Raw genomic sequence first — 15205 nt, 5'->3', positions numbered from 1 at the left:
TCGTTTTTAGTGCTTATGCTCCATTGCTCCACTGTGCATTTTGTTCATGTCAGCAATAAACGCCTCTGCGATTTTGGCAGCAGCTTCGTTTTTATCAGCCCGAGCCATTTCTGCCGATTTTTTTGCTGATTCTATCGCCTCGCTGTGTTTGCCCGCTTTCATTTGGATTCGGGCTTGGGTCAATAAAAAATTAGCTTTGGCTTCTTGTGCCGTGGTTTGCTGAATCCATGCCAATGCTTGGTTTATGTCTTTGTCGTTTTCGTAGTAATAGTTAGCTGCTTGAAACAAGAGCATAGGACGAGTACCTTTTTCATCTACAATTTTCTTCTTGATATCGGCCATAATTTTCTCATCAGTAGTCGTCTGAATCGGGATTTTCACCGAAGTATTTTCCCAAGTCAAATACAGATTGGCGTTGTTTTTAACGATGTCCTGAACTTCAATGGTAAAGGCTTCATAAAAACGATTCGTTGTTTCGGGTTTAGCCTTGAATCGTACCAAGTCTTTTGCTTGGTCGTACCCACCTGTACCGTGCATGGTCGTATCACGATTCAGCACAATCGTCCATTCATCCGCAGCGGGGATTGAGAAAAGCGAATAGTTTCCTGCGGGTACTTTTTGGCCACCAATGGTAAGGTCTTCACTAAATTTAATGGTTGAACAATCGCCTGCACCTGTTCGCCAGAGTTCGCCGTTATAGGGGACTAAACCGCCCATGATTTTGCGTCCACGAGCCAAAGGGCGTTCGTATTTAACTGTAATTCGAGCAAACCCCACTTGTTGAGTAAAGTGGGCTTCGGGGCTGGCTGGGGGAAAGTTTAATTGGGCATGCGCCGAAAGGCTTGCCGTTAAAAGTGCGAGAATAAGTGGTTTTTTCATTGGGTCAAGTTGTTTATATAAGTGATGATTAGATTTTTTTCTTCTGAGGTAAGTAGGGCTTTTTTATGAACCATACTATAAGATGGTAGAGGCATTTTGTTTTGCTCTATTTGGTTCTTCATTGACTTCAACTTACTGACTTGTTTTCTTTCAGAGTAAGTCCCAAACTCACTGAAATTCAATTTCTTTTTGCCCTCTTTGATGTGCTTATTCAGTAGCCAACCCAGCGGTTGGATGGATGAATACCACGGATATTCGGTATTGTTGCTGTGGCAATCGTAGCAAGCTCTTCTAAGAATATTACCTATTTGAGTTGGCACTTTGTGGGTTTTAATAAAATCGGTAGCCATGACACGATTATCATTATTGGAGTCAGGTCGTATGAACTGTATTCCTACCAAAATGATAAATAGCCCTGCTACTATTTTCTTAGAAGTCTTCACGTGTGTGGCTACTTTATTTCTTCTTGTACTTTCCCACAAGACGACATCTCTTTACCCATGTAAGGATTTTTGATTTCTTTGGTTTCGCTTAACCAAAATGCCCCATTTTTGTTATTGTACATGGGGCAATAGTCCTTATAGAGTGGCTTTTCGCTTCCGAAGGCCTTTACCAAATCGTATATATCCCCACTCAACATCTCAAAATGTTCTCGTTGGTGGTCTATATCTTTGGCATTTTCGGCAATGTGTTCGACGTTCTCTCTGGCATCTTCTTTTACGGCATCATATACTTTTTTTTGATTAGCCGTAAATCCCGATTCATCTAAACCGCTCATCGTGGCCATCATTGCATTTGCGGCTGATTCAGCATCAATCGCATTGTCGTTTGCCAGCGCATTTTTTAAATCTAAATAGCCGGCAACGAATTTTTTTACAGATGCTTTTTCGTATGTTGTGGTTTCGGGTGTGGTCGCTGCAATAGTTTCATTAGCAACTTCTTTTTGTTCTTTCGTTTGGTTGTTGCAAGAGGATAATAAAATCACACTGATTAAGGAAATTGCGATTAGGTTTTTCATTTTTGTAGGTTTTGTGCCATCCTAAAATGCAAGCGTATTTTAGGATGGCGAGTTGATGTTGGTTGAATACAAAAATTAGTGTTTCATGTGGCTGCCATCGGCTTTCTTCCCCATACCGTTTTGGAAGCAGTGGATAGCGCAGGCAACACCTTTTAAGCTATCGTGTACGTTTCCAATTACTTTTCCCTTGGCATCTACAATGTCACATGTTTCATCAGGGTTGTCTTTTATCGTGAATAGTAGCTGGCCTTGTGCGTTGTAGTATGTTTTGCCGTCTTTGCCCATTCTGCCCATTTTTTTGTTGGTCTTGGCATCTATCAAATTACCTTCACCATCCACGAAAGCAATTTTGTGGCCGTCATGGTCTTTGATGATTTGGTCTTTGGTTACCAGCCCTACACTTGTACCTTTGCTGTCCACCACCTTACCATCTTTGCCAATGCTAAAAGGATGTTTGTAATCAGATTGGGCAAAGGCAAACGATGATACAATAGACAAGAGAGCGATAAAAGCCCCGATTCGGAATAATTGGTTTGTTTTCATTTTGATTGGAATTGATTGTTAATTAAAATTTAAAAATTGGTTCACTTCTGGAAAGTTACGAATAGAGCCAGCCTGACTAAAATGATAATAATCATCCCCCTGAGATACTTTTTCCACTTTTGAGGGGGCTCATTTCCTGTTTGACAACATTCTTTCATGGCCTTACATGATATGCCCCTCCATGGGATTACTGCCTTTTTTAAAAATGTATTCGCTGTTGAGCAAATACGCTCCCGACACCACAACCTTTTCACCTGCTCGCAAACCTTCGGTGATTTCAGTATAGTCTTTGTTGGTCGTGCCGACGCTCACCATGCGGCTTTCAAAAGCACCGTCAGCGTTTTCTAACCAGACCGTAACGCCGTTGGTGTCCTGAATAAGAGCGTTAGTAGGTACAGCTATGGTGTTTTTTATTTTACCTTTCAGGGTGATGTAGGCTTGCATTCCTGTCTGATACTCCCGTTTGCCATTTGGAATGTCCACCCGAATTGTGACGATTTTACTCGAAGGCATCAACTCAGGATTGACAAAATTAACCCGCCCCTTAATGATGCGGTCAGCATAGTACGGAATCTCTACAAGAGCTTCCTTTGTTTGATTGAGAAATGGCAATTCTGTTACGTACAATTGTGCCTCTGCCCAAAGTGTACTGAGGTCAGAGAGTTTCAAGACTGTACTGCCTTCGCTCAGGTAGGAACCTTCCTCTGCAAGAACTTCACTCACTACACCTGCGTATTGACTATTGACGGTCAGCTTGTTGTTGGGTTGTTCTGACTTCTCTAATTCAGCAATTTGGGCATCGGTCATTCCCCAGAGCATCAATTTATTCTTGGCAGCCTCGACCAACTGTTTAAAATTGATGTCTGTATCTTTCAGCACTTTTTGTTTCTGCGAAGCAATCAAGAAATCCCGCTGCGAAGCCGAGAGTTCTTCGCTGTATATCTCATAAATAGGCTGTCCCACTCGCACAAATTCGCCTACGTTGCGTACCAATAGCCTTTCAATGCGTCCAGGTATCCGAGCCGTAACGGTGGAGAGTTTGTCTTTGTTTTCGGTGAGCATGGCCGCCAGCGTAATTTCTTCACCGAGTGGCCGAAGGGCTACCGTTTCTACCTGTACGTTTGCCAGTTGTTTTTGCTGGTCGCTTAGTTTTAAGCCCTGATTTTTCATGTTGGGGTCAATGACAATTTTGGTCAAAGCCATCTTGCAAATCGGGCAGGTACCAGGCTTTTTTTCCATCACCTGTGGATCCATTGAGCAGGTATAAAACACATTGTCGGCTACTTTTTCAGTGCTTTTTGGCTTGCAAGATTCCCAAAGTACCGTTAGACCCATTAAACCTGCGGTATTGATAAATGCTCGTCTTTTCATCGCATTGAGAGTTCGTTAGATTTTACAAAACTTTCGCTGTCCATGAGGAATTGTGCGTTTTCGGCAATCGTTTCTTGACTCGAAAGGCCAGATAGTATCTGAATCCAGCCACCTTGTTGTAGTCCTGTTTTGACCGTACGGGAGCGGAACGCTCCCTTTTCCTGCACAAATGCGGTTTTGGTTCTGCCCATATCAAGTAAGGCAGTCGTCGGCACCCATAATGCAGCTTGACTGCCAGCATTGATAGAGGCATTGACCAATGAACCGATTTTCAATTTGCCATTTGGATTGCTCAGATATACCCTTGCCTGTGGATTGCGATTGGTGGCCGAAATCATGGGTTCGAGGTAGTTTACTTTACCGAAAAACTGGTTTTCTTCGTTGTTTTCCAACATAATCATCACCGACTGACCTACTTTGACTTTGGGTACATCAGTTGGGTAAAATTCAAGCATTGCCCAGACCGTACCGGTGCTTTGTACATCGAATAAACGTTGTCCTTTTTGCACGTACATACCTTCTTTGAGGGTCAATTCACCGTTTTGAGCGGCAGGTGGCGGCGCAATTGACGAACCAGTTTTTGAACTGCCCATCCCGCTGCTCATGCTGCCACTTCCACCCGAAGGTGAAGGCATTGGGGCCGCCCCCCCAACACCACGCTCGACAATCACACCATTATACGGGCTGTAAATGCTCAATTGCATCGTTGGTTTTTTGTTTTGTTCGACAGCCTTTATTTGCTCAGAAGTTAAGCCCAACAGCGATAGTCGTTGTCTGGCACTTTCTATTAAAACCTGATTATCAGCATCGTTTTGTAACAAAAAAATCAAGTTTTGTTGGGCTGTTACAATTTCTGGACTGTAAATGTCCATGATTTTCTGCCCCTTGTTCACCGCTTGGAACGGATACCGTACATACAGGCGCTCTATTCGACCACCAAAGCGGGTGGCAATACTGTTTAAGGCCCGTGCATCATAACTCAAAAAACCAAAGGCATTGACCACCATTTTTTGAGAGCGGTGCTCTGGCTGGGTAGTTTTTACGCCACTCAACACATATTCATAAGTAGGCTTCACCAGAATCGCTAAACTGTCATTGGACGAAAGTGCTTCGGTAGCACCTCCTTTTTTTACTAAGTCCATCCCACAAATCGGGCAAGAACCTGCTTTGTCTTTCTGAATTTGAGGGTGCATAGGGCAGGTATAAACAGCTTTTTCAGCCGAGACAGCTTCTTTTTTTTCGACTAAATCCATACCGCACACGGGACAGGAACCAGGTTTATCGTAGGTTTTCTCGCCCTCACATTTCATGGTACAGTAATATTGCTTGCCTGCTTTTTTCATTTGCCCCATCATAACCGTTGCTGTATCGCCGTGGGTTTGGTGGTTAGGCACTTTTACCAAATCCATACCGCAAACAGGACAGGGTCCAGGTTTGTCGTAGGTTTTGTTGCCTTCGCATTTCATGGGGCAGGCATACACATCTTTTGGTTTGTCTTCGCCTTTTTGGAAATATTGGTTGATATATTGACAACCCGATAAACCAACGAACAAGACAAAAACAAGCCAAACGAGGCAGTTATCTTTTTTCCAATTCTTTTTCATATTCTACCTGTGCTTGCAGTAGTTGTTGTAATAAATCTAACTGGTTCATACGAGCCATTTTGAGCTCCATCCACGCATCAAGTACCATGAACAATTCGTCGGTGTTCTGTTCGTAAGCCAATAAGGTACTTTGATAACGTCTGCGCAAAGCGGGAAACTGCTCGTTTTCGTATTGCTTAATTTGGGCTTGGTATGATTGCATCATTACCTGACGATCAGCCAAATTCCCCAAAATCTGATTAGTCAAACCTTCACGTTGTTTATTATAGGCCTGTCGTTGATAATCAAGCCCTTTAATATTGGCTTTAATTTGTCGGCTTGACCATTTGGCAAAAGGAATCGTGACCATACCCATAAGCGTAAACTGCCATTGGTTACCAAAAGCGAACATGTGGCCGTACTGTACACCGACCATGGGTTTGAGTTTCTGAAACTCCACCTCCTGTTTGTAGCGGGAAATGGTCAGGTTTTGGTCAATCACCCTCAAATCACTGCGGTTTATTACGGCATTGGTATCCAAATTTAACGGAGTATTTGGGTACAGATAGGTCAAAGAAAGCGTGTCAATCTGGAAATCAGTGGCTCGATCTTGCAGCATGAGCGTATTGAGCATTACTTTTTGCTGACGAATGTCGCCGTCAAACATCAGGTTCATGCGGTCTAAATCTAAGAGGGCAGCTTTGGCTTTGTAAATGCTGCTTAGTTTCTCCTGATTGTATTTGTACCGAACCTCTGCCGACTCAATCATATATTTGAGTAGGTTTTGACTTTCTTTCAACACATTTTTCTTTTTTTCCAATACCAGCCAACGGTAATATGCCATTTTAGCTTCCGAGAAAAGCATATTTCGCATTACACCTTTTTGAGCGACTTCCATACCCGACATAGATTTCATATAGCGTTCTTCGGCATCAAGCATTTTACGATTGGGTATCATCTGTTCGCCCTGAACCATAAATGATCCCATGCCCTGATTCATGCCTTCGTGGTATAATGCACCCGCCCGACTCCACATCATATAGTTGTACGGGGTCATAAAGAATCCCGCACCAAATTTGGGGGCTTCCCAGTTTCGAGCACCTTCGGCATACGCATCCAGTTCTTTGACTTTGGCGTCCATCATTTTCAAATCAGGGTGGGTTTCCTCAATTCGATGGAGTATCCCGCTCAAATTCAGTTTTTGTTGCGCTTCGCAAACAATAGCATAGAGCAATAGCCCTACTGCTAACCATGGCTTTTTACTCTTTAACATCATAAAGTTCAATTTTTCCGTAGCGTTTTAGCTCCCATTCTTTGGTCATCTCAAACACAACAGGTGTAACCAATAGCACATAAATTGTAGAAGTAATTGTACCGCCAATGAGCGGAATCGTAATAGGGAGCATCACATCTGAACCTACGCCCGTTGCCCACAGAATCGGAATTAGACCAAACAAAGAAACAGAAACGGTCATGAGTTTGGGGCGAAGTCGTTGGGCTGCTCCCCTAATCACATATTCTCGAATATCCGCATTAGTGATGGTGTCTTTTGAATTACCTTTGGCAAACACCAAATTTTGCATAGCTTCATTGAGGTAAATCGTCATAAGCATAGCGGTTTCGATAGCCATACCGAACAGAGCAATGAAACCCACTGCCACCGCTACCGAAAGATTGACCCCGTAGAAATACACCATATATACCCCGCCAATGAGGGCAAATGGTACGGTAATCATGGTAATTAGCGCCTCTTTCATGGAGTTGTAGGTGAAATACAACACAAAGAAGATAATGACCAGCACGATGGGCAGGATAATTTTGAGGGTACGATTGGCACGAATCTGGTTTTCCCATTGCCCACTCCATTCAATAAAATAACCTTTTGGCAGTTTTTTTACCGAAGATTCCAATTTCTTCATCGCTTCCTCCACGGTACTTCCTAAATCTCGGTCTCTGACATTGAAAAGTACAGTACCCCGAAGCATGGCATTTTCTGAGTTAATCATAGGTGGCCCTTCTGAAATTTTCACTTCGGCAACGGCATCCAAGGGAATTGGGCCGTAGCTTGCGGTTTGAACCTGCATTCGTTTTAGAGCCTGAATATTGTTTCGGAAGTCTTGGGCAAATCGAGCATTGACCGTAAAACGTTGACGACCTTCTACGGTAGTAGTTAGAATCATACCTCCCAAGGCACTTTCTACAATCATGTTTACGTCATCAACACTCAATCCATAACGCCCGATTTCCTCCTTTTTGACTATTATATCAATGTATTTACCACCTGTAATGGGTTCAACATATAAGTCTTTTATCCCGTCAATGCCATCCAATTGTTTTTTGAGCATCTGCGACACTCGATTGATTGAATCTAAACTTTGCCCGTACACCTTCAAACCCACATCGGTGCGAATTCCCGTCGAAAGCATATTGATACGGTTGATGATGGGCTGCGTCCAGCCATTGGTTACGCCAGGAATTTGCAGTTTGGCGTTTAGTTCGTTGATGATGTCATCTTTGGTTTTGCCTTCCCGCCATTCACTTTTGGGTTTGAGCAGTACTATCGTTTCCAGCATACTGATAGGTGAATTGTCGGTAGCGGTGTTGGCTCGACCTGCCTTTCCCATAACGTGGCTTACTTCGGGCACGGTTTTCATCAATTTATCTTGGACTTGCAGCAGGCGTTTTACTTCTGAATTTGATACGTCTGGGAGAGTGACAGGCATGAAGAGCAGCGAACCTTCGTCGAGTGGAGGCATAAATTCCGTTCCTAAATTTAGCATCATTGGAACACTAACGGCCAAGGCCAATATGTTAATACTAATGGTGGTTTTACGATACTTTAAGCACCATTTTAGAATAGGGGTATAGATTTTTTCGAGGAATCGGTTGATTGGATTGGCACTTTCGGGCTTCAATTTCCCCCGAAGTAGTAGAACAATTAGTATAGGCGTTAGGGTAATTGCCAAAAAAGCATCAACGAGAAGGATAAATGTCTTAGTCCAAGCCAAAGGAGAAAACAGCTTGCCTTCCATACCCGTCAGCAAAAAGACGGGCAAGAAAGAAGCAATCGTCACAATCGTCGAAAAAAATACCCCAGGGCCTACCTGTTTCGATGATTTTTCGATAATCTCCGAGTGTTCATCGGGAGTAAGTGGGTCTTTTGAGACTCGAAATTTAATTTTAAACCAACTCATATACTTTGATTTTTTTCTTTATCCAATTGGGCTTCTGAAAGATGCCTATACGCATTTTCAACCATCACGATGCCGTCATCTACTACCACGCCAATAGCCAAAGCAATACCCGTTAACGACATGATGTTTGAAGAAATACCAAAGGCATTGAGCAGAATAAAGCCAATAGCCACTGAAATCGGTAACTGTATCAGAATGATTAAGGCACTGCGCCAGTGCAGCAAAAAGATGAGAACTACAATCGAAACGGTTATCATTTCTTCAATCAAGGTTCCTTTTACTGACTCTACTGCCGCTTCAATCAGCTCGCTGCGGTCATAGGAAACCTTAAATTTGACGTTTGGCGGAAGCCCTTTTTCGACTTCCTTCATCTTGATTTTTACGTCCTTGATAACAGCATCAGCATTTTCACCGTAACGCATCACCACGATTCCACCCACTACTTCGCCTTCACCATTTACATCGAAAATGCCCAAACGGAGCTCTCCACCCATTTGAACGGTTGCTACATCTCTTACCCTCACAGGAATGGAGCCATAATTTCCTACGGGTATATCTTCAATGTCTTTGACATTTTTGATGTAACCCAATCCCCGCACGATGTAGGCCATGTCTGACATTTCAAATTTTCGACCGCCTACATCATTATTATTCTTACGAATAGAATTCAATACATCCATCAGCGGGACATTAAAGTAATTAAGCTTGTAGGGGTCAATGTTGATTTGATACTGTTTGCCAAAGCCGCCGAAAGAAGCCACTTCACTAACCCCTTTTACGGTTTGTAGGGCAAATTTGACATACCAATCCTGTAAGGCTCGTTGCTCCCCTAAGTCCATGCCCGGGGCTTCGAGGTGATACCAAAAAATGTGTCCTACACCTGTGCCATCGGGGCCTAATGAAGGCGTTACTCCCTGTGGAAGTAATCGTTGGGCATAATTGAGTCGTTCCATCACTCGTGTTCTTGCCCAATAGACATCTACATTGTCCTCAAAAATGACGTAAACAAAGCTCATCCCGAACATAGAAGTACCCCGTACATTTTTGATGCTGGGTATTCCTTGTAAGTTTGAAACCAATGGATAAGTGATTTGGTCTTCAATGAGTTGAGGACTACGACCCATCCATTCAGTGAAAACAATGACCTGATTTTCGGACAAATCCGGGATAGCATCAATGGGGTTTGTTCGGACAGAATACACGCCCCAACCGAACAAGCCCAACGCCAGTACCATCACAATCAATTTGTTGTGCAGGGCAAAATGAATGAGTTTTTCTACCATACTATTTCCAAATATTTACTTTATTGTCATGTCGTTATTTTACTTCGCATTGCTATTTAAAACCAGCCCTTTTATGATGCCATTATCCTCCCATGTACAGAAAGCCTGTTGCTCATTGAGTATAGCGACTCTCGGAAATCTACCAGTACCTAATGTCATCGGTTCTTTTTGCCCAGATTGGCTCAACCAAATTTGACCTTGATTTTGCCATGCGATAAACGTGTTTTGGTTACTGGCCGCAATGGAAGCATTTCGCCCTTGGGCGAGGAATTGTTCAGGTTCGCCCAACTTTGCAGTGAATAGTTGATTTTCTCGCCGCCATACCGTCGTTAATACGCCGTTTGTATTCAAGCTGATTCCTCCACCGTCCATTGGGCAGGCGTTGAGTTTCCATGTTCCATTTCCCATTTTTACGGCGGGTTGAAAAGTGTTTCCTTCATCTTTTGAAGTCGTTACATACATATCTCGTGAACCACTAATCCAGTTCCTGAACATTACAACTACCTGTTTGTCTTTCATAAGAATGGAGGGCTGACAACACTCACAGACTGTCGAATCAGGTGAACGATAGATAAGTTTATTCTTACTCCACGTTTGACCGCCATCCTTAGAAATTGCGCCAAAAATCTTGTTTTTCTTATCGTCTCTCAGGTCAAGCCAAACCACAAAAAAAGTACCCTTACCATCGCTCGCTAAGGCATTGAAACCTTCTTTGGCAATTTCTGGTATATCATTGATAATAAGGCGGTTTTGCCATTTGCCTGTTTTACGATTAAGTACGTAGGCATACAAATCACCCTTCTTATCTATGGCAGTAATCACCGTGGAAAGATGAGAAGATGCAATTTGTGGCCCTCTTGACACGCCTAAATGCAATCCCGGCAAGCTGTCAACCAAGCTTGGCATCGTAAAAGACTGACCTTTATTTTGGGAAGAAGCGTAATAAAACGCATTCCCCTTACCGAATACCATTTCTATGGATTCGTTTTCACCTACGTAAATGGCAGGTTGAATACCTTTGTTGGGGAATAGGGCTTGTTGCCCACGGGCGACCGTAGTGACAATGAAAAGTATTAAAATTATTCTACTAAGCATTGTATTGAAAGGTTAATGAAAATATTAGTCGAATGTGTATAAGGATACTATTTAACTTCAAAATTGAGCATCATCCCGTCATCTTCATGTTCGAGGTTATGGCAATGAAATACAAACTTCCCTGCCTTCTCAAACTTAGCGATAATCCATACTTTTTCGCCGGGCATGACCAAAACCGTGTCTTTCCATCCTTTTTCGTGGGGTTGGATATTTCCTCGTCCACCTGTTCGACTCGCAACTTGAAAAAACACACCATGTAAGTGCATGGGATGTGGTTCGTCACCCATTGTGTTGTCAAATTCCCAGATTTCGGTGCTGTTCAGGGCTACGCTTTCATCAATGCGATCCATATTGAAAATCTTCCCGTTAATCGTGTGCATCCCTTTCATAGCCATTGTTCCACCGTGGCTTCCAGAAGTCATGTCCATCATTACCCCAATATCGAAGGTGCGGGTCTTGGTAGCAGAAGCACTTGATAGAGACATTATAGAATTGAGCGAGGTTGGCATTTTGAATATATCCGTTTCAGTTTTGCTCACCATAAACTTCAAGATTTTGAAGGTTTGGCTTCCTTGTGAACTCACTCCCGAAAAAGAATTACTCTGCAAGTACACTTCGCTGTTGAGAGCTATTTTGCTAAAATCCACCAATAAATCAGCTCGTTCGCCTGGGGCAAGTAATAGACTTGTAACGGTCTCAGGAGCAGGAAGTAAGCCGCCGTCTGAACCAATAACCATGAAAGAATTGCCGTTGCTCAATGCTAAATTGTACATTCGTCCGTTTGAGCCATTCAAAACTCTAAGACGATACATTCGAGTTGTAACAGGCTGAAAAGGGGAGCTCACACCATTGACCGTAATGGTTTCCCCCATGTAACCAATCATTACCTCTTCTAAGGTTGGGCTATACATGATTGCCCCATTGGCATCCAATCGTTTATCCTGAATCACTAAGGGTAGTTCGTAGGCATCCGAAGGTAAATTCAACGCTTTTTCTTCGGGGCTTTCGACGATAAACATTCCTGCCAACCCTGTAAAAACTTGTTTACCCGTTTTTTCATGTGGGTGTGGGTGATACCAAGCCATGTTTGCCGCTTGGTCAATCTTAAAAGTATAATTGAAGGACTGCCCTGCCGTCACCATTTGGCTGGGGTGACCATCCATCGCAGCAGGTACAAGCAAACCATGCCAGTGAATATTAGTTTCTTCTGACAGGCCATTGGTAAAAGGAATCGTAACTGTACTGCCACGCTGTACCCGAAAAGTGGGTCCTAAAATGCCGTTTTTGTACCCCAATACTTGACTGGATTTTCCCGCCAAAATTGCGGCATTTTGACTGCGGGCATTCAGTGCTGTTCCCGAAGTAATAGTTTCGGGAATGGGTAAGCTCGTATTAAATGCACCCTCAACCACGGTAGGAGCCGTTGTCATATTCATTGTCGCCATGTCGTGATTCATACAACCAGACAACAAACTCTCGCCGACCAGCACTCCTGCCGTTCCAAATCCAAGTGTTTTTAAAAAATCGTTCCGTTTCATGTTTTTGTTTTTTGTTATACCTCGTCCAGTGGCTTCCTTTTCTTATCCCGAATTTTTCTAAACTGACTTGGGGTCATTCCCGTGATGGTCTTGAACTGTGCTGAGAGGTGAGCTACACTACTATAATTAAGTAAATCAGCGATTTGTGAAAGAGTCAATTCATCATAGACCAGTAGTTCTTTTACCCGTTCTAATTTCTGATTGATTAAATACTGCTCAATGGTAATACCTTCCACTTCTGAGAAAAGTGTACTGAGGTATCGGTAATCTCGACTTACTTTTTCCGTGATGTAATCCGAATGTTTCATCCGTCGAAGCCCGTCATTTTGGAGGTGAACCAATTCAACGATAACCGTTTTGACTCGCTCAATTAGCTGTTGTTTTTTGTCACTCAACAATTCAAAGTCATGCATTTGTAATCGTTCCGAAATTTGGCTGAGTTGCATTTCGGTTGCTGGCTTTTCGAGTACTACTTCGCCCAATTCGATTGCTAATACTTGGTGTCCAAGTGCTTCAAGTTCTTGACGAACCACAGTTTTGCAGCGACTGCACACCATATTTTTGATGTACAGTTTCATAATTTTTCTAAGAAACGTAGGTAGGAAGACATGATAAATTAGGTAATCATGGTGAAAAAGAAAACACCAAAAAGCAACCCGAAAGGTTGCCATCAGCCCACAGTGGGCATTTTACCTAATCAAATCAGGAAGGATTGTACAAAAATGAGCATACTACGCCCGTGAAGTGGTGGCGCAGGGCTGTAAAAATGCGGTAAACGGAACGAAACGGTTTGACTAAGCCAAGCCCTTGAAGAGAAATAAATAGGATTGAAAATAGATACTAAATCAATGTGCTGACTTATGAAATGTACCGAACTGCCGTCAGCCGAAGGGGTTTGAATTTTATAGTAAGACACTTTGTCCGAACAGCACTTGCTACGCTTAAAACTGTCTCCACACCCAGACCTTTTATGACTGGCTTTATGGCTTACTTTCTGACATTTTTCTTCATGAACAAAAGAAACTGTCTTTGTTCCCTTCATCAAACACCAATGCTCATACATAGCAAACCCTGTGCTGGCAAACAACACTTGGATGGCTAAGTAAAGGCAAAATGTGCGCTTGATGATTTGCTTCATTACACTATGCTTTGATAGCGACAAATGTACGAATATGCAAGGGAATAGAAGGTTACATTTTTTTCGATACTTTTTACATAATTTTCAGATTAAACGAAGGAAACGCTAATACCACCTTATAAGAAATGTAATCGTAATAATTTTTTATTACTTACGATAACCTTTACTTATCGTAAGTAATAATATCTTTGTGAAAAACTTAAAATTATGTCCCGAACAGAACTTGAAAAACTCATCTACGTCAAACACCCTCACAAGCAGACACAGCAAAATCAGATAGACGCCTTGGTGGAAAGCCCTTCCGACCGATTTGACTTCTTGGTCTTATTCTTCAATTTTGGAAATGCGTCGTATCGCTATATGAGCCTTGCCAGAGGTGAAGAGACGATTGAAGATTTTGAGGATTGGTTAGAAGGCTTGCCCGAAAGAGTAAGAAATACTTTTAGGAAGGAAGGTTTTGAAGCGGCGAAATCTACTTGGCCATTTCGGCGTCATGTGATGGAGCGTCGTGACCTTGGGATGGATGAATATATCAAAAGTTTGTTACGTCCAGCTGATTGGGAAAAGTGGAATGAATACAAAAAAAGCGATGGAGATGACCAATGAAATCACGGAAATTGAGATAGGTCGGTCTTTCCCTGTCAGTGAAGTGCTTTTTCAAAAAATGGCCGACTACGCCCGCAAGGGTTTAGAGGGGGCGGCCAACACCCAACGGGCCTACAAATCGGACATTAAGGATTTTAAAGGCTGGTGCGTTGAACATGGTCAAACTGACTTACCCGTTTCAGCTGTAACGCTGGCCGCTTACGTGTCGCATTTAGCTGATACCCACAAGTGGGCAAGCATCAATCGAAAATTGGCAGCAATTAGTAAACTACACGAACTAAGCAATTTGGACTTGCCTACCAAAGACAAAGCTTTTCGTGCAGTGATGGAAGGCATCAAGCGTACCAATGGCGTTCGACAAAAGCAAGCTCCTGCTTTTAAGATGAAGGACTTGAAAACTATTTTGCAAGGAATAGACACAAATACTAACGCAGGTTTGCGTGACAAATGTTTGTTGTTAATTGGATTTGCAGGAGCTTATCGCCGGTCGGAATTGGTGAGTTTGAATATCGAAGACGTACAATTCAATGAGGATGGAGTTATTATTTCCTTATCAAAGAGTAAGACTAACCCATACGGCGAATCGGAGGAGAAAGCTTTTTTTTATAGCCCAGAAGTCGATTTTTGCCCGATACGAAATCTAAAAAATTGGATTGGACGTTTGGAGAGACCAACAGGGCCACTGTTTGTTCGAGTGCGAAAAGGCGATAAAATCACGGAAGAACGACTTAATGACATGACTGTTTATGACACAGTCAAAAAGTATATAGGTGGCCGATATTCAGCCCACTCCCTTCGAGCATCGTTTATTACAATTGCCAAAATCAATGGAGCCGATGACTCAGAAATCATGCGCCAATCGAAGCATAAAACAAGTGCTATGATTCAGCGATACACCCGTATCGAAGACATCAAGCAACATAATGCCGCTACAAAGCTGGGGTTATAAGTTGAAAG

General features: G+C 42.8%; 15 protein-coding genes. 2 read left to right on the top strand and 13 right to left on the bottom strand.

All coding sequences use genetic code 11. The annotated features are described in order from the left end of the window. Positions 1-6: 6 nt before the first annotated feature. From AC23N5_RS25180 to AC23N5_RS25120, 13 genes are all read right to left on the bottom strand, one after another. Complete coding sequence (locus AC23N5_RS25180; protein WP_013931256.1) at positions 7-879, bottom strand: DUF2911 domain-containing protein; 873 nt, start codon at positions 877-879, stop codon at positions 7-9. Further along, on the bottom strand, positions 876-1322 hold the full coding sequence (locus AC23N5_RS25175; RefSeq protein ID WP_013931257.1) for a heme-binding domain-containing protein: 447 nt from the start codon (positions 1320-1322) through the stop codon (positions 876-878). The genes AC23N5_RS25180 and AC23N5_RS25175 overlap by 4 nt, the downstream gene beginning before the upstream one ends. A gap of 8 nt (positions 1323-1330) precedes the next feature. After that, a complete protein-coding gene (locus AC23N5_RS25170; protein WP_013931258.1) occupies positions 1331-1897 on the bottom strand; it encodes a DUF3347 domain-containing protein in 567 nt (188 codons plus the stop codon). Between the two features lie 75 nt (positions 1898-1972). Then, positions 1973-2440, bottom strand: a complete 468-nt coding sequence (locus AC23N5_RS25165; protein ID WP_013931259.1) for a 5-fold beta-flower protein — start codon at positions 2438-2440, stop codon at positions 1973-1975. 162 nt (positions 2441-2602) lie between these two features. Next, entirely contained in the window at positions 2603-3811 is a 1209-nt protein-coding gene (locus tag AC23N5_RS25160) for an efflux RND transporter periplasmic adaptor subunit (protein WP_013931260.1), read from the bottom strand. Continuing rightward, a complete protein-coding gene (locus AC23N5_RS25155) occupies positions 3808-5415 on the bottom strand; it encodes a heavy metal-binding domain-containing protein (RefSeq protein ID WP_487757731.1) in 1608 nt (535 codons plus the stop codon). The genes AC23N5_RS25160 and AC23N5_RS25155 overlap by 4 nt, the downstream gene beginning before the upstream one ends. Then, positions 5390-6670 carry a TolC family protein gene (locus AC23N5_RS25150; protein ID WP_277341176.1) on the bottom strand — a complete coding sequence of 427 codons (1281 nt, stop codon included), beginning with the start codon at positions 6668-6670 and terminating at the stop codon, positions 5390-5392. Before AC23N5_RS25150 ends, AC23N5_RS25155 begins: the two co-directional genes overlap by 26 nt. Further along, positions 6654-8588, bottom strand: a complete 1935-nt coding sequence (locus tag AC23N5_RS25145; RefSeq protein ID WP_277341175.1) for an efflux RND transporter permease subunit — start codon at positions 8586-8588, stop codon at positions 6654-6656. Before AC23N5_RS25145 ends, AC23N5_RS25150 begins: the two co-directional genes overlap by 17 nt. Beyond that, positions 8585-9871, bottom strand: a complete 1287-nt coding sequence (locus AC23N5_RS25140; RefSeq protein ID WP_277341174.1) for an efflux RND transporter permease subunit — start codon at positions 9869-9871, stop codon at positions 8585-8587. Before AC23N5_RS25140 ends, AC23N5_RS25145 begins: the two co-directional genes overlap by 4 nt. 39 nt (positions 9872-9910) lie before the next feature. Beyond that, positions 9911-10966: a sialidase family protein gene (locus AC23N5_RS25135; protein WP_277341173.1), complete on the bottom strand. Its 1056-nt coding sequence runs from the start codon at positions 10964-10966 to the stop codon at positions 9911-9913. Between the two features lie 47 nt (positions 10967-11013). Next, the gene (locus AC23N5_RS25130) at positions 11014-12504 is read right to left on the bottom strand and encodes a multicopper oxidase family protein (RefSeq protein WP_277341172.1); all 1491 of its coding nucleotides are present in this window, start codon (positions 12502-12504) and stop codon (positions 11014-11016) included. Between the two features lie 14 nt (positions 12505-12518). Next, positions 12519-13082: an AraC family transcriptional regulator gene (locus AC23N5_RS25125; RefSeq protein ID WP_277341171.1), complete on the bottom strand. Its 564-nt coding sequence runs from the start codon at positions 13080-13082 to the stop codon at positions 12519-12521. Between the two features lie 119 nt (positions 13083-13201). Then, a complete protein-coding gene (locus tag AC23N5_RS25120) occupies positions 13202-13642 on the bottom strand; it encodes an HYC_CC_PP family protein (protein WP_277341170.1) in 441 nt (146 codons plus the stop codon). Between the two features lie 207 nt (positions 13643-13849). Here AC23N5_RS25120 and AC23N5_RS25115 point away from each other — a divergent pair, with 207 nt between their 5' ends. Then, positions 13850-14248: a hypothetical protein gene (locus AC23N5_RS25115; RefSeq protein WP_277341169.1), complete on the top strand. Its 399-nt coding sequence runs from the start codon at positions 13850-13852 to the stop codon at positions 14246-14248. Next, positions 14214-15197, top strand: a complete 984-nt coding sequence (locus AC23N5_RS25110; protein ID WP_277341168.1) for a tyrosine-type recombinase/integrase — start codon at positions 14214-14216, stop codon at positions 15195-15197. The genes AC23N5_RS25115 and AC23N5_RS25110 overlap by 35 nt, the downstream gene beginning before the upstream one ends. Positions 15198-15205: the final 8 nt, after the last annotated feature.

The organism is Runella sp. R5_40, from assembly GCF_057652295.1.
This window is presented reverse-complemented; position numbering and strand designations above follow the sequence as displayed.

Excerpts from the sequence above, each read along its gene's own strand:
- AC23N5_RS25180 (WP_013931256.1), bottom strand. The coding sequence starts at position 879 with ATGAAAAAACCACTTATTCTCGCACTTTTAACGGCAAGCCTTTCGGCG.
- AC23N5_RS25170 (WP_013931258.1), bottom strand. The coding sequence starts at position 1,897 with ATGAAAAACCTAATCGCAATTTCCTTAATCAGTGTGATTTTATTATCC.
- AC23N5_RS25165 (WP_013931259.1), bottom strand. The coding sequence starts at position 2,440 with ATGAAAACAAACCAATTATTCCGAATCGGGGCTTTTATCGCTCTCTTG.
- AC23N5_RS25160 (WP_013931260.1), bottom strand. The coding sequence starts at position 3,811 with ATGAAAAGACGAGCATTTATCAATACCGCAGGTTTAATGGGTCTAACG.
- AC23N5_RS25155 (WP_487757731.1), bottom strand. The coding sequence starts at position 5,415 with ATGAAAAAGAATTGGAAAAAAGATAACTGCCTCGTTTGGCTTGTTTTT.
- AC23N5_RS25150 (WP_277341176.1), bottom strand. The coding sequence starts at position 6,670 with ATGATGTTAAAGAGTAAAAAGCCATGGTTAGCAGTAGGGCTATTGCTC.
- AC23N5_RS25145 (WP_277341175.1), bottom strand. The coding sequence starts at position 8,588 with ATGAGTTGGTTTAAAATTAAATTTCGAGTCTCAAAAGACCCACTTACT.
- AC23N5_RS25140 (WP_277341174.1), bottom strand. The coding sequence starts at position 9,871 with ATGGTAGAAAAACTCATTCATTTTGCCCTGCACAACAAATTGATTGTG.
- AC23N5_RS25135 (WP_277341173.1), bottom strand. The coding sequence starts at position 10,966 with ATGCTTAGTAGAATAATTTTAATACTTTTCATTGTCACTACGGTCGCC.
- AC23N5_RS25130 (WP_277341172.1), bottom strand. The coding sequence starts at position 12,504 with ATGAAACGGAACGATTTTTTAAAAACACTTGGATTTGGAACGGCAGGA.
- AC23N5_RS25125 (WP_277341171.1), bottom strand. The coding sequence starts at position 13,082 with ATGAAACTGTACATCAAAAATATGGTGTGCAGTCGCTGCAAAACTGTG.
- AC23N5_RS25120 (WP_277341170.1), bottom strand. The coding sequence starts at position 13,642 with ATGAAGCAAATCATCAAGCGCACATTTTGCCTTTACTTAGCCATCCAA.
- AC23N5_RS25115 (WP_277341169.1), top strand. The coding sequence starts at position 13,850 with ATGTCCCGAACAGAACTTGAAAAACTCATCTACGTCAAACACCCTCAC.
- AC23N5_RS25110 (WP_277341168.1), top strand. The coding sequence starts at position 14,214 with ATGAATACAAAAAAAGCGATGGAGATGACCAATGAAATCACGGAAATT.